Source organism: Pseudomonas sp. Irchel s3b5 (assembly GCF_900187435.1).
Taxonomy (GTDB): domain Bacteria; phylum Pseudomonadota; class Gammaproteobacteria; order Pseudomonadales; family Pseudomonadaceae; genus Aquipseudomonas.
Genome location: NZ_FYDY01000030.1, coordinates 1 through 13,669, shown reverse-complemented (window position 1 = coordinate 13,669; position 13,669 = coordinate 1). Strand labels below are relative to the sequence as shown.

Here is a 13,669-nt window from a genome sequence, read left to right as displayed (position 1 = left end):
GTTGATTGGCAGAACCTCATCGCGAGCAAGCTCGCTCCTACAGTTTTGAAGGGTGTCAGGCTACTGGAATCATAGGCAAATCCAGAATGGCCTCACCACTGAATCGCGCCACCGAACCGGCGATGGATTCATGCGGCACGCCTTTAGCCACGTCGCTGACCGCATCCAGCCGCACTACTTGTTCAGCACTCAACTGCACGTCCAGCGCACCTAACGTCGCGTCGAGTTGCTCGCGGGTGCGGGAGCCGAGAATTGGAATCAGGGCCGTTGTCGAACGCTTGGCCTTTTCCCGCAGCCAGGCGATGGCCACGTGGGTCGGGCTGACATCCAGTTCGGCGGCGACGCCCAGCAAGGTGTCGAGCAGGGCGGTTTCGCGGGTTCCTTTTTCGGCATGAATCAGCATGCCGAGTTTGGTCGCACGGTTATCGCCTTCACTGTTGCGGTATTTACCGGTGAGGAAACCACCGCCCAGTGGCGACCACAGCGTAGCGGCCAGGCCCAGGGCTTCGGCCATCGGCAATTGCTCGCGTTCGGCGGTGCGTTCGGCGAGGCTGTATTCAACCTGGATGGCGGCAATCGGCGCGAAGCCGCGAACCTCGGCCAGCAGATCGGCGCGTGCGATGCGCCAGGCCGGGAAGTTCGACAAACCGGCGTAATGAATCTTGCCCGCGCGTACCAGATCGTCGAAGCCGCGCAGGATCTCTTCCATCGGTGTTACGCCGTCACTCATGTGCGCCCAGAACAGATCGATGTGGTCTGTCTTCAGGCGCTTGAGGCTCTCTTCGACGGCGCGAACCATGTTCTTTCGATTATTGCCGGTGTGGGAAATACCCGCTGCCGGTGTCGTCCCGAGGGTGTATTTGGTGGCGATCACCAGGCTATCCCGATCCGCCACGATGAACTCGCTGAGCATGGCTTCCGATTGTCCGCCTTGATAGCCGTTGGCAGTGTCGATGAAGTTACCGCCAGCCTCCCGGTAACCATCAAAAATGCGTTTGGCTTCGTCGCGCTCGGCGCCGTGGCCCCAACCAGTGCCGAAGTTACCGGCGCCCAGCGCCAGTTCGGAAACGCGCAATCCTGTTTTACGGCCGAACACTTTGTAATGCATGGGATGGCTCCAGAAGGATGGGACTTAATTTAGATGCCGGTGACATGAATTAAATATGATGCCGGTAATATTCACCGTCAAGATGCTCCCGACCATTGGCGTTGTCAGTGATAAAAACTAAGCCAGTGGCGAGGGAGGCACAGGGCCTGTCTTGCCTTTTGGGTGTTTCGCAATGGCATACTGCCGCGCATGACTATCGACTCTCCCCTCAGTGCCTGGCAGCAGGCCATCGAACAGAAGGGCTTCGTCCAGGACGAGGCTCAGGAACATGCCGTCTGGGCATTGCAGAAATGCCACGAAGCCTTGCATGCCGGTCACTCGCCGATCACGGGTGTTTACTTGTGGGGGCCGGTCGGGCGGGGCAAGACCTGGCTGATGGACCAGTTCTACCAAAGCTTGCGGGTCCCGGCGCGGCGCCAGCACTTTCACCATTTCATGGGGTGGGTGCACCAGCGTTCATTCCAGTTGACCGGCACCGCCGACCCGCTCAAGGCACTGGCCCGGGAGTTGAGCGAGGAGGTGCGCGTGCTGTGTTTCGACGAGTTGTTCGTCAATGACATCGGCGACGCAATCATTCTCGGGCGTCTGTTTCAGGTCATGTTCGAGCAGGGTGTGGTCGTGGTCTGTACCTCGAACCTGCCGCCGGATCAACTGTACGCCGACGGTTTCAACCGCGACCGGTTCATGCCCGCAATCACCGCAATCAAGCAGCACATGCAGGTGATCGCCGTGGACGGCGGGGAAGACCACCGGCTGCACCCTGGCGTCGGTTCGCAACGATACTGGGTGGCGGAGCCCGGGCAGGATTGCGCGCTGGATGAGGTGTTCGCCGCACTGACCATCGGCCAATCGGTGTCCAGCGACCCGATCAAGGTCGGTTATCGTTCTCTCAATGTGATCAAGGCCAGCCCGAGCGTGCTCTGGACCCGTTACTCCGATCTTTGCGAGCAGCCTTTCGCCGCCATGGATTTCATGGCCCTGTGTGACACCTACAGCGCAGTCCTGTTGAGCGACGTCCCCAACCTGAGTGCACAAAAGCGCGCAGGACGCATTGCCCGTGGCACTGAGGACGGCGTCGAGCGGGTAGAGGCGGGGGATCGCGAGTTGCCGCAATTGTCGGTGCATGACGACGGTGTGCGACGCTTCATTGCTCTGGTGGACGAATGCTATGACCGCAAGGTGCCGTTGTACCTGGAAGCTCAGGTGCCGATGGCCTCGCTTTACACCGACGGGTATCTGGAGTTTCCGTTCCGTCGCACCCTGAGTCGGCTGCAGGAGATGCAACTGCAACGGTTCGCCGAAGCGTGATCAGAAGGAGGGAAGATGAATCAACCGCTGTCGCACCATTTGCTGACCATCGCCCGCGAAAATCCGCAACACGACGAGTTTTTCTGTGCCGGTGAGTCGCACCGGCGGGCCGAGGACTTTGCCGAGTTGGGTTGGACCGAAACGCTGATCTGGGGCGTTTGAGCGTCAATTATTTTCAGCACAACTGATTGTCGGCAGCACAGCGCTCGCGCTATGGTCGCCCGGCACCTCGGCGCGACATACGCGGCGGGGGCTACTTTATGTGTGATCGAGGATGGAAATGGATTTCGCAGAAATTCTTGTTCTTCAGGCCAGCTACACCAACCCGGTGCATGCCGAAGCGATTGGTCTGGTATTGAACCACTACGCCGAGGACCCGATGGGCGGCGGCCAATCCCTGCCTGCCAATGTGCTGGAGCAATTACCAGCAGAGCTTGCTCGACGTCCCCATGCCTTCAGTGTGTTGGCGTTTGTCGGTGGCGAACCGGCCGGGTTGGTCAATTGCTTCGAGGGTTTCTCGACCTTTGCCTGCCGGCCATTGGTGAATGTGCACGATGTGGCGGTGGTGAATAAGTTTCGCGGGTTGGGCTTGAGTCAGCGCATGTTGCAAAAGGTCGAGGAAATCGCCCGTCAGCGCGGTTGCTGCAAGCTCACCCTGGAGGTGCTGGAAGGCAATGCCGTGGCGCAAGCGGCTTACGAAAAAGCCGGTTTTGCCGCGGGCATGTTCGACCCGGCCCATGGCCGGATGCTGTTCTGGACCAAGGCGCTCTGAATTAGCGTCTGGCGCCTGTAGGAGCGAGCTTGCTCGCGATGGACACAAGTCCCCGGTTTTATTTCGGCCTGTAGCTTACAGTCATATCCGCCGATTACATGAGATGGGAACAAACGCTGATGGCCGCAAAGCCAGTATGAAAAAGGGGCCGGAACCGGCCCCTGAAAGGATTACTGCTGAACCACCGCTGGCGCGACTTTAGGCTTGATCAGGCTGAAGTCGATCAAGGCCCGCTGCTGGCGTTCATAAGGGTTGCCGATCAGCAACGGTCGCGCCTTGAAGCTGTCGCTGACCAGACTCTTGCTGCGATCGAGCTCATCGAAGCTCAGGCCTGCAAGGTCGGCCCAGGTATGAATCAGGTGCGAGCTGCTGTAAGGGCGCGACACATCACCGGCGACGTTCCAATTGTGGTTCTCACGCCATTTTGGCGAGGCCCAGGTCATGAACGGAATGGTGTACATCGGCGCTGTCGGCTTGCTCTCGTTGCGCCCGAGGGTGCTGTGGCCTGCGGAATCGAATACGTCTTCACCGTGGTCCGAGAGGTACAGCAGGAAGCCGTTCGGATCAGTCTTGGCGTAGTCCTTGATCAGGCTGGACACCACGAAGTCGTTGTACAGCACGGCATTGTCGTAGCTGTTGTACGTCGGCACCTGGTCGTCACGTACACCGGCCGGCACGCCATTGCGGTCCTTGAACTTGTCGAAGGACGAAGGGTAGCGGTACTGGTAGCTCATGTGCGTGCCAAGCAGGTGCACAACAATCAGCTTGCGCGGCGCGGCATCGGCCAGGGCCTTGTTGAAGGGCTCGATCACGTCGCCATCGTACTGGGCGGCGTTCTGGTTGCGGTTGTTGTTCAGGTACACCTGCTCGTCGGCCTGCTCGGAGAACGTCGTGAGCATGGTGTTGCGCTTGGTCATGGTCTGCTGGTTGGTGATCCAGAAGGTCTTGTACCCGGCCTGTTTCATCATGCTGACCAGCGACGGCGTCGACAGGTAGAGGTCTGGCTTTTCCTCGTCGGCAAAGGTCAGAACCTGCTGCAGCGCTTCAATGGTGTACGGACGCGGCGTGATGACATTGTCGAAAACGTCCAGTTGATCCTTGAGCTTGTCCAGTTCCGGCGTGGTTTGACGCGGATAGCCATACAGGCTCATGCGCTGGCGGTTGGTGGATTCGCCGATCACCAGCACCAGGGTCGCGGGCTGGTTGGCCATCGCATCCTTGAGGTTGTGCAGGGGCGGGATCTTGCTGGCGCTGTCGAGCATGTCCTGCATGTTGGCCAGGGTGTCGAGGTAACGGTGATACGCCACGGCCATCTGCCAAGGCACGGCCGGCTCGATGCGGGTTTCGAATTTCTCGAAACCTTCAGCGAGACTGCCTGTGCGCAGGGTTTGCTTGACCAGTGGGTAGCCGACCACCGCGACTACAATGGCCGTCGCAGCCAACAAGGCCTTGCCGCGTGGCAAGTACACCGGGCGCAAGCGCGTCCACAGGAACCAGGCGAATGCGGTGTGGGCGAGGAACGCGAACACCATCCACCAGGCAAAGTACTGGGTCATGTATTCGCCGGCTTCAGACACGTTCGACTCGAACATGATGAAGATCACGCTCTGGGAGAATTCCTGCTGATAGATGAAGAAATAACCCAGGCTGGCCATCGAGCAGGCCCACAGCACGACCCCGATCACGGCGGCCATGACACGGGTTTTATTGGGGAACAGTAGCATCGGCGCCAGCCAGATGGCGCTCATCACGAACGCCTGGCGGAACCCCGTGAAACCGGAAGTGCCTGTCAGTTGGATCAGTAGCTGGGTGATTCCGGAGAAGTACCAGAAGAATACGAACAACCAGAGTAACCCGGCCCAGTCGAAACCTTTCGCAGTCGTCTTGCTGCGTTTAAACAAAGTCATTCAGCGCTCCAGCCGAGAAAACACTTCCATCGCCGGACGTTAAATATCACTGACGACGAAACGGTGACCATCCGAGCAACGAACAGCCATAAACAGGTAAGTATCGGAAAGCAAATGTGAAAATTGTGTGAGCTGCTTTGAATGGCAGCTCAGAGGCAGGGGGAAAGCAGCGTCGGCTGCTACCAGATCAATCGGGGGTGATCAGGCGTGCGGGGCGCGTTGAGTGACGACTGCGGATGGATTTTGAGTGTCTTGCAGCACCAGTCGCAGTTGCGCCAGCTCTTGCTTCAATTGATCGCGTTCGTCTTTCAACTGGCGCAGTTCATCACGACGGATTGTGACGTAAAGGGTTTGTGCTGGCAGTGCGGTATGTACTGTGCCCATTGCTCACCTCGCAAATGGCGTATCTCAACTGTAGAACCGCCTCGATTTGAGCGGCAGAACTACTATCGGCGCCAATTTTGATTTCTTTTTCCCCTGAAGGGAACTTTTTTATTTTCAAATGTCGTTGTGTCTTGGGCTTGATTCCCGACGTTATCAGTCTGGATCGGGCACAATGCCCGGAAACTTCATCCCGACGCTCTGGACTAAGCTTCATTAGTCGCGTTGGGCTATACCTTTGACACACATTTATTTGTAGTAGGGAGCATCAGCACATGCAACTCGGGATTATTGGACTGGGCCGCATGGGCGGCAATATTGCGCGGCGCCTGATGCTCAACGGACACACGACCGTTGTTTACGACCGCAATACCGCCTTCATCGAAACCCTGGCCGCCGAGGGCGCAACCGGTGTGGCCGACTTGCCGGCCCTGGTGGCCGGCCTGACCAAGCCGCGAGCGATTTGGGTCATGCTGCCGGCCGGCGCGCCGACCGAAGAGACCATCGACACCCTGAGCACCTTGCTTGAAGCCGGCGACACCATCATCGATGGCGGCAACACGTTCTATAAAGACGACATTCGCCGGGCGAAAACCCTGGCGGAAAAAGGCCTGCACTACATCGACGTCGGTACGTCCGGCGGCGTCTGGGGCCTGGAGCGCGGTTACTGCATGATGATTGGCGGCGACGCCGACACGGTCAATCGTCTGGACCCGCTGTTCGACACCCTGGCCCCGGGCATGGGCGACATTCCGCGAACCAAGGACCGCAAGTCCGATGACGATCGCGCCGAGCGTGGCTACATCCACGCAGGTCCTGCGGGCGCCGGGCATTTCGTGAAGATGATCCACAACGGCATCGAATACGGAATGATGCAGGCCTTCGCCGAAGGTTTCGACATCCTCAAGACCAAAAACAGCGAAAAGTTGCCGGAAGACCAGCGCTTCGACCTGAACGTCGCCGACATCGCCGAAGTCTGGCGTCGTGGCAGCGTGGTGTCGTCGTGGTTGCTCGACCTGACGGCTGACGCCCTGGCCAGTGATTCGAAGCTCGACGGTTTTTCTGGCTCCGTGGCTGACAGCGGTGAAGGTCAATGGACCATCGAAGCGGCGATGGAGCAAGCGGTTCCGGTGCCGGTACTGTCGAACTCGCTGTTCTCGCGCTACCGTTCCCGTGGCCAAGGCAGCTTTGGCGACAAAGTGCTTTCGGCCCAGCGCTTCGGCTTCGGCGGCCATGTGGAGACCCCGAAAAAATGACCCATCCGGTCCGCAGAAAATCCAGGCCTGAACCCGCTCCGGCGACCACACTGTTCCTGTTCGGTGCCCATGGTGATCTGGTCAAGCGCCTGCTGATGCCGGCGCTGTATAACCTGAGTCGTGACGGTTTACTGGGGGATGGACTGCGGATCATCGGCGTTGACCACAACGCCATCAGCGACGAAGGCTTCGCGAAAAAACTCGAAGATTTCATTCGCAATGAAGTGGCCACCAAGACCGGCAAGGGCGATCAAGCCCTTGATCCGGTGGTGTGGGCCAAACTTGCCAAAGGCATCAGCTACGTTCAGGGCGATTTCCTGGACGACAGCACCTATCAAGCGCTGGCGGCGAAAATCGCCGACAGCGGAACCGGCAATGCGGTGTTCTACCTGGCCACCGCGCCGCGTTTCTTCAGTGAAGTGGTGCGCCGCCTGGGCAGCGCCGGTTTGCTGGAAGAAACCCCGGAAGCGTTCAGAAGGGTGGTGGTCGAAAAACCGTTCGGCTCCGATTTGCATACGGCTGAAGCCTTGAACGCTTGCCTGCTCAAGGTGATGACGGAAAAACAGATCTACCGAATCGACCACTATCTGGGCAAGGAAACCGTGCAGAACATTCTGGTCAGCCGGTTTTCCAACAGCCTCTTCGAAGCGTTCTGGAATAACCACTACATCGACCACGTGCAGATCACCGCCTCCGAAACCGTCGGTGTGGAAACCCGTGGCAGTTTTTACGAACACACCGGCGCGTTGCGGGACATGGTGCCCAATCACCTGTTTCAGTTGCTGGCGATGGTGGCCATGGAGCCGCCAGCCGCTTTCGGTGCCGACGCGGTGCGCGGCGAGAAAGCCAAGGTGGTGGGTGCGATTCGTCCCTGGTCGGTCGAGGAGGCCAAGGCCAACTCAGTACGTGGGCAATACACGGCCGGTGAACTCGACGGCAAATCATTGCCGGGCTATCGCGAGGAAAACAACGTGGCGCCCGACAGCAATACCGAAACCTATGTAGCCCTCAAGGTCATGATCGATAACTGGCGCTGGGTCGGCGTGCCGTTTTACCTTCGTACGGGTAAACGTATGAGCGTGCGCGACACCGAGATCGTCATCTGTTTCAAACCGGCGCCGTATGCGCAGTTCCGCGACACCGAGGTCGATGAGCTGCAACCAACCTACCTGCGTATTCAGATCCAGCCGAACGAAGGCATGTGGTTCGACCTGCTGGCCAAGCGGCCGGGCCAGGCGCTGAAGATGGACAACATCGAGCTGGGGTTTGCCTATAAAGATTTCTTCGAGATGCAGCCGTCTACCGGTTACGAAACCTTGATCTACGATTGCCTCACCGGCGATCAGACCTTGTTCCAGCGTGCCGACAATATCGAGAATGGCTGGCGAGCGGTGCAGCCATTCCTTGATGCCTGGCAACAGGACGCCAGTGTGCAGAGCTATGCCGCCGGGGAGAACGGCCCACAGGCCGGTGACGAATTGCTGACCCGCGACGGACGCGTCTGGCATCGCCTCGGATAACACGTATCCCCCTGTTGGAGCGAGCCATTGTGGCGAGGGGGCTTGCCCCCGTTGGGCCACGAAGTGGCCCCAAAATCACACCGAACGCGAAGGTTATGCGCCTGCTGCGCAGGCGAGCGGGGGCAAGCCCCCTCGCCACAAAGTTGGACGCATGAGGGGCGGGGATTACAACCAGTAACTCACCGCATACCAGCCCAACGTACCCATCACCACGGTGTACGGCAGGGCCATCCACACCATCCGCCCGTACGACAGACGCACCAGCGGTGCAATCGCCGAAGTCAGCAAAAACAGAAACGCCGCCTGGCCATTGGGTGTCGCCACGCTCGGCAGGTTGGTACCGGTGTTGATGGCGATGGCCAATGTCTCGAAATGCTCGCGGGTCATCTCGCCCGCCAGGAACGCGCGTTTCACTTCAGTGATGTAGATGGTCGCCACGAACACATTATCGCTGATGGCCGACAGCAAACCGTTGGCAATAAACAGCATGCCCGGTTGCTGATCTGCCGGCAGTGCCAGTACCCACTGGATCAATGGCGTGAACAACTGCTGATCGTGGATCACCGCTACCACGGCAAAGAACACCACCAACAAGGCGGTGAACGGCATGGCGTCCTTGAACGCGGTGCCCAGGCGGTGCTCGTCGGTGATGCCGGTGAACGCGGTAATCAGCACAATCACCATCAAACCGATCAGGCCCACTTCCGCGAGGTGAAACGCCAGGCAGACAATCAGCAGCAGCGCCGCCAGACCTTGCACAATCAACGCTGCGCGCTGGCGAGTGGTGCGTTCGGCGTTGTCTTCGGCCGCATAGCTGCCCAGCACGCTGCGCACGTTGTCCGGCAGCAATGTGCCATAGCCGAACCAGCGAAGCTTCTCCAGCAGGACGCACGTCACCAGGCCTGCCACCAACACCGGCAGGGAAACCGGTGCGACCTTGGAAAAGAACTCCCCGAAGTGCCAGCCCATTTCATGGCCGATCAACAGGTTCTGGGGTTCGCCCACCAAAGTACACACGCCGCCCAGCGCGGTGCCCACGGCGCCATGCATCAGCAGGCTGCGCAGGAAAGCCCGGAACTGTTCGAGGTCACCATGATGCAGCGTGGGGAGTTGCTGATCGTCACTGTATTCGCTGTCCTGGCGTGGGTCGTTGCCGGAGGCGACCCGGTGATAGACCGAGTAAAACCCCACGCCTGCGCTGATGATCACGGCCGTCACGGTCAAGGCATCGAGAAACGCCGACAGGAATGCCGACAAGAAGCAGAACATCAGCGCCAGCAACGTCTTGGAGCGAACCCCGAGCAGCAGGCGCGAAAACAGATACAGCAGCAGGTCTTTCATGAAATAAATGCCGGCCACCATGAACATCAGCAGCAGGATCACCGGAAAGTTGTGCAGCAGTTCGTCATACAGGGCCTGGGGCGTTGTCATCTTCAGCAGCAAGGCTTCAATCAGCAACAGTCCGCCGGGCATCAACGGATAGCACTTGAGCGCCATGGCCAGGGTGAAAATGAACTCCAGTACCAGCAGCCATCCGGCCGCGACCGGGCCGACGGTCCACAGGACCAGGGCGTTGAGGATCAGGAAGCCGACAATGCAGGCCTTGTACCAGCGGGGTGAGTTCCCGAGAAAGTTGTGCGCGAACGCCTGGGCCATCGAACCGGACATCGGTTGCTCCTTGTTTAAGAAGCGCGCAAGTTGCCGCAAGCGAGACAGAAGATCAAGCGCAGGCGCAGTGGCTGTGTTTATCCCAGGAAGCGTGTGACGACGGCTTTATAGTTGCCATCGAGAGAATAGCCGGCCACCACGATGTTTCCATCGGCTTGCGCCGCGATCGCCGTGGCTGTGTCCAGGCTACGACCGAGGCGGGTGCGTGTCCAACCGTTGCCATCGCCAAAGTCTGCATCGAGCAAGCCGTCGGGCAGGTATCGAGCGAGGAGGAAATCGGCCTCTATGCCGGCAATCGTTGCGCCCGCGGTCAACACGGAGCCATCCGGTTGGGCCTGGGCGCATGTCCATTGGCAGCCGCTATGGCCGATTTCCAGGCGTTGGGGTTGGCCAGCGTTGCAATGGTTGTCAGGGCGACCGCTGCTGTGAACTTTAAACGTGAGGCAGTGCATCGGCTCGCGACTGCTGCCAAAGCAAAGGATGTCGCCGTTATCCTGCTGTACCACCTGACTGACTTGCGCGCTGTAGTCTTGCGCCTTGAAAGCCATAAAGCCATCCAGGGAAAAGCTTTCATCCAGACGACCGTCTGCGTGATAACGGGCCAGCAGGCCTTCGTGGGGAAAGTTGATTGAACCGCCGACCAGGATTCGTCCGTCGCGTTGCACCCGTAAACTGCTGAGCCAGGTATTCATCAGCAAGTGCCGGACAATGACGAAACCATGTCCATTGAATGAACTGTCCAGCGAGCCTTCGATGTCGAGTCGTATCAGCAGGCCGACGTGATCGGCCATTTCGAAGTGATGATTGGCCAACAGCAGGATTCGACCGTCTTCTTGCACGGCGACGTCACAAGTTTCTGCGCCAGGCACACCGGGAGGCAGCCAGGTATCGCGCATGCCCAGGGAAAGACCGCCCGGCAAACGCACAACGCGGCGCCCGTTATCACCGAATGGCTGTACCAGGCGCCCCTGTTGATCAATCAATGCCAGGGCCGGAAGCGTGCGATGGGCGTTTTCGTAGTGCAGGCCGGCCAGCAGGATGTTTCCGTCACGCAGTACATGAACCTTGGCGCCCATGGCTTCGTAGCCCGCCTCGAATTGCCCGATGACACTGCCTTGTATGCCGAACGAAAGGTCCGCCGAGCCATCCTTGAGCAACCGGGCAAGTCCGAAATGGCTGCCGTCCGACATTCCGACCTTCGCTGCTACCAGCAAACGGCCTTGCGCATCAATCGCGACCCCATGGGCCATGCTGCAAAGGCTACCGGCGAAATACACTTGGGTTTTGCCGTTGCCGGCAAAGGCTGGATCGAGTTGTCCTGCGTTCTGGAGTGGGGTGGGCAGGGCAAGAGCGGACTGGATTGACATGCACGCATCTCCTTGCGAGTCGTCCTGGCTCCGAAAGTTTGGAGGGGTCGGACTTTGTACGGAAAACATTCAATCCCTGAATGACGGGATGCACAACTGTCGGCACTAACAGGCGGAGGGTCGTAATGTGCCACAACAATGACTTTGCGAACCAATGGCAAGCCTGCAAAGAATGCCGGTTTACGAAAGTTCAATCAGATAAGTACAAACAGCTAAAAAATCAGCCAGTTAGCGAAAGGGGGCGCGGATTACTCTAGAGTAATCCGCAAAAAGGTTAGTGCGGCATTGACCAGGACTGCAGCGTGTAACCTTCTTCGCTTAATTCGGCGCGGGCCTGTTCCAGCAAGTGCTCCAGTTGCGCAGGGTCGGTATAGGCGCTGCTCGGGATCTGCTTGCGGCCGATGCTGGTGCTGGTGCGGTCGATAACGGTCAGCGTGAGTTCACCGTTACCGTCCTGTGGCGCCCAGGCCACGCACTTGAAAGGTTTAAATGCGCGGTCGGCAATCAAAAGAGCTTCGTTGATACGGAGCGGGGCGTTCATAGGGTCTTCTCTCTGTATGCCCAATCAAGTGATGTGCCGTCGGTTGGGCTGACCGTTCGGCTGGTTACTTGTACTGATGCCCGCAACAGGGGGTTGGGTCACACACAATCAAAAGAAATTTCAACTTTCTTTCATAACTCAAGATTGTGCTTGAGATTGAAAGCTTAGCGAAAGAAAAGGCGCGTTAGGGAACTCGGTGATTCTGTGTTTCTTATAACTACTTAAGTAATAGTCTTATAGTCAAACGGTACAAGGCTCCGTCAAATTCTTGCTAATGTTACAGCCAGGTCCGCCAAATGACTGTTTTTTATTAAATTTTCATAAATTTGGCGCCAAGGAACAGTCATGAATGACGTGCCAGCTTTACGACGTTTGTTGGTAGTGGACCCCTGCGACGACTGTCATCGCCTGTTACCGGGATTACGGTCAGTGGGGTGGGATGTTGACAGCTGTACGCTGGAAAACGCCGTCGACCGAACTTGCGACGTTGGATTGCTGCGTTTGCAACCCTTACACCTCGACCGGCCAGATGCCGTCAAAGAATTGATCAGTCGCAGTGGCACTGAGTGGATCGCCGTACTGAACCAGGAAGTCTTGCGACTGCAAAATGTCGGCGATTTTGTGTGCGAGTGGTTTTTCGATTTTCATACCTTGCCATTTGACGTCTCCCGGGTTCAGGTCACTTTGGGCCGGGCCTTTGGCATGGCGCGGCTGCGAGGGCAGGGTACGGTTCATATTGATCAGCCCGAGCACGAGCTGCTGGGTGACAGCAAACCGATCCGTGAACTGCGCAAGCTGCTGAGCAAACTGGCGCCCACCGAGTCTCCGGTGTTGATTCGGGGTGAAAGCGGCACCGGTAAAGAGCTCGTGGCGAGGACGTTGCACCGCCAGTCCCAGCGCCGCGACAAACCGTTTGTCGCGATCAACTGCGGTGCGATCCCCGAACACCTGATTCAGTCCGAACTGTTTGGCCATGAAAAAGGCGCTTTTACTGGCGCGCACCAGCGCAAGATCGGACGGATCGAAGCCGCACATGGCGGAACGCTGTTTCTTGATGAGATCGGTGACCTGCCGCTGGAGCTGCAAGCCAACCTGCTGCGCTTCCTCCAGGAAAAACACATCGAGCGGGTGGGCGGCAGTCAGCCGATTCCTGTGGATGTGCGAGTGCTGGCCGCGACCCATGTTGATCTGGAGGCCGCGATCGAGAAGAAACGCTTTCGTGAAGATCTTTATTATCGCTTGAACGTGTTGCAGGTCGTGACCGCGCCCCTGCGTGAACGCAATGGCGATCTGCTGATGCTGGCCAACCATTTTTCCCATTTTTACAGCCATGAAACCGGGCGCCGCCCGCGCAGCTTCAGTGAAGACGCGTTGCTTGCCATGAGCAAGCAGGACTGGCCAGGCAATGTTCGCGAGTTGGCCAACCGGGTGCGTCGCGGGTTGGTACTGGCTGAAGGCCGGCAGATCGAAGCGCGAGACCTGGGCTTGATCAGTCATCAGGCAGTCGCCACGCCGATTGCCACGCTGGAAGACTATAAACACCGGGCAGAGCGCCAGGCCTTGTGCGACGTACTTAACCGTCACAGCGATAATTTGAGCATCGCCGCCAGGGTACTCGGGATATCCAGACCTACCTTTTACCGGTTGTTGCACAAGCACCAGATACGTTGAGCCATCTTGCTGACATCAGCATAAAAAACCCGCCAAACAGGCGTAATGCTGTTCACTTAAGCATTTGAGCTCGCGCAGGGCTTCCTAGAAAATCCGATGCCAGACCTCTGGCATCGGATTTTTTATGTCTGTTCAACAAGACCTGCTCGACCTCGGCGACCTTTTCAACT

Annotated in this window: 11 protein-coding genes and 1 pseudogene; 6 read left to right on the top strand and 6 right to left on the bottom strand. The window is 58.3% G+C overall.

Annotated elements, in window-relative coordinates; all coding sequences use genetic code 11:
* Nucleotides 1–55: 55 nt before the first annotated feature.
* The gene (locus tag CKW15_RS23475) at nucleotides 56–1,108 is read right to left on the bottom strand and encodes an aldo/keto reductase (RefSeq protein ID WP_095056084.1); all 1,053 of its coding nucleotides are present in this window, start codon (nucleotides 1,106–1,108) and stop codon (nucleotides 56–58) included.
* 189 nt (nucleotides 1,109–1,297) lie between these two features.
* Here CKW15_RS23475 and zapE point away from each other — a divergent pair, with 189 nt between their 5' ends.
* The 3 genes and pseudogenes from zapE (at nucleotide 1,298) to CKW15_RS23465 (ending at nucleotide 3,188) form a co-directional block, all read left to right on the top strand.
* The gene (gene zapE / locus CKW15_RS23470) at nucleotides 1,298–2,416 is read left to right on the top strand and encodes a cell division protein ZapE (RefSeq protein WP_095152752.1); all 1,119 of its coding nucleotides are present in this window, start codon (nucleotides 1,298–1,300) and stop codon (nucleotides 2,414–2,416) included.
* Nucleotides 2,417–2,479: 63 nt separating this feature from the next.
* A pseudogene (locus CKW15_RS28400) lies at nucleotides 2,480–2,578 on the top strand (damage-inducible protein DinB); the annotation flags it as partial.
* Between the two features lie 118 nt (nucleotides 2,579–2,696).
* Complete coding sequence (locus CKW15_RS23465; RefSeq protein ID WP_095056085.1) at nucleotides 2,697–3,188, top strand: GNAT family N-acetyltransferase; 492 nt, start codon at nucleotides 2,697–2,699, stop codon at nucleotides 3,186–3,188.
* Nucleotides 3,189–3,358: 170 nt separating this feature from the next.
* Here the strand turns inward: CKW15_RS23465 and CKW15_RS23460 are convergent, their stop codons facing one another.
* Nucleotides 3,359–5,095, bottom strand: a complete 1,737-nt coding sequence (locus tag CKW15_RS23460; protein ID WP_095056086.1) for a phosphoethanolamine transferase CptA — start codon at nucleotides 5,093–5,095, stop codon at nucleotides 3,359–3,361.
* A gap of 201 nt (nucleotides 5,096–5,296) precedes the next feature.
* Nucleotides 5,297–5,479, bottom strand: a complete 183-nt coding sequence (locus tag CKW15_RS23455; RefSeq protein ID WP_095056087.1) for a DUF6026 family protein — start codon at nucleotides 5,477–5,479, stop codon at nucleotides 5,297–5,299.
* 272 nt (nucleotides 5,480–5,751) lie between these two features.
* Here CKW15_RS23455 and gnd point away from each other — a divergent pair, with 272 nt between their 5' ends.
* On the top strand, nucleotides 5,752–6,732 hold the full coding sequence (gnd, locus tag CKW15_RS23450) for a phosphogluconate dehydrogenase (NAD(+)-dependent, decarboxylating) (protein WP_095056088.1): 981 nt from the start codon (nucleotides 5,752–5,754) through the stop codon (nucleotides 6,730–6,732).
* Nucleotides 6,729–8,252 carry a glucose-6-phosphate dehydrogenase gene (zwf, locus tag CKW15_RS23445; RefSeq protein ID WP_095056089.1) on the top strand — a complete coding sequence of 508 codons (1,524 nt, stop codon included), beginning with the start codon at nucleotides 6,729–6,731 and terminating at the stop codon, nucleotides 8,250–8,252. Before gnd ends, zwf begins: the two co-directional genes overlap by 4 nt.
* A gap of 165 nt (nucleotides 8,253–8,417) precedes the next feature.
* Here zwf and nhaB read toward each other — a convergent pair whose 3' ends face one another.
* The 3 genes from nhaB to CKW15_RS23430 form a co-directional block, all read right to left on the bottom strand.
* Entirely contained in the window at nucleotides 8,418–9,920 is a 1,503-nt protein-coding gene (nhaB, locus tag CKW15_RS23440) for a sodium/proton antiporter NhaB (protein WP_095056090.1), read from the bottom strand.
* 77 nt (nucleotides 9,921–9,997) lie between these two features.
* The gene (locus tag CKW15_RS23435) at nucleotides 9,998–11,287 is read right to left on the bottom strand and encodes a hypothetical protein (protein ID WP_095152735.1); all 1,290 of its coding nucleotides are present in this window, start codon (nucleotides 11,285–11,287) and stop codon (nucleotides 9,998–10,000) included.
* A 274-nt stretch (nucleotides 11,288–11,561) separates the two neighbouring features.
* Entirely contained in the window at nucleotides 11,562–11,828 is a 267-nt protein-coding gene (locus tag CKW15_RS23430) for a hypothetical protein (protein WP_095056092.1), read from the bottom strand.
* 345 nt (nucleotides 11,829–12,173) lie between these two features.
* On the opposite strand from CKW15_RS23430, the gene CKW15_RS23425 reads away from it, so the two are divergent.
* Nucleotides 12,174–13,499, top strand: coding sequence for a sigma-54 dependent transcriptional regulator (locus CKW15_RS23425; RefSeq protein ID WP_095056093.1), 1,326 nt, complete (start codon nucleotides 12,174–12,176; stop codon nucleotides 13,497–13,499).
* The last annotated feature ends 170 nt before the right edge of the window (nucleotides 13,500–13,669 follow it).

Bases quoted from the DNA above. Each gene is read 5' to 3' on its own strand.
- zapE (WP_095152752.1), top strand. From the start codon at position 1,298: ATGACTATCGACTCTCCCCTCAGTGCCTGGCAGCAGGCCATCGAACAG.
- CKW15_RS23435 (WP_095152735.1), bottom strand. From the start codon at position 11,287: ATGTCAATCCAGTCCGCTCTTGCCCTGCCCACCCCACTCCAGAACGCA.
- zwf (WP_095056089.1), top strand. From the start codon at position 6,729: ATGACCCATCCGGTCCGCAGAAAATCCAGGCCTGAACCCGCTCCGGCG.
- CKW15_RS23430 (WP_095056092.1), bottom strand. From the start codon at position 11,828: ATGAACGCCCCGCTCCGTATCAACGAAGCTCTTTTGATTGCCGACCGC.
- nhaB (WP_095056090.1), bottom strand. From the start codon at position 9,920: ATGTCCGGTTCGATGGCCCAGGCGTTCGCGCACAACTTTCTCGGGAAC.
- CKW15_RS23425 (WP_095056093.1), top strand. From the start codon at position 12,174: ATGAATGACGTGCCAGCTTTACGACGTTTGTTGGTAGTGGACCCCTGC.
- CKW15_RS23475 (WP_095056084.1), bottom strand. From the start codon at position 1,108: ATGCATTACAAAGTGTTCGGCCGTAAAACAGGATTGCGCGTTTCCGAA.
- CKW15_RS23465 (WP_095056085.1), top strand. From the start codon at position 2,697: ATGGATTTCGCAGAAATTCTTGTTCTTCAGGCCAGCTACACCAACCCG.
- CKW15_RS23455 (WP_095056087.1), bottom strand. From the start codon at position 5,479: ATGGGCACAGTACATACCGCACTGCCAGCACAAACCCTTTACGTCACA.
- gnd (WP_095056088.1), top strand. From the start codon at position 5,752: ATGCAACTCGGGATTATTGGACTGGGCCGCATGGGCGGCAATATTGCG.
- CKW15_RS23460 (WP_095056086.1), bottom strand. From the start codon at position 5,095: ATGACTTTGTTTAAACGCAGCAAGACGACTGCGAAAGGTTTCGACTGG.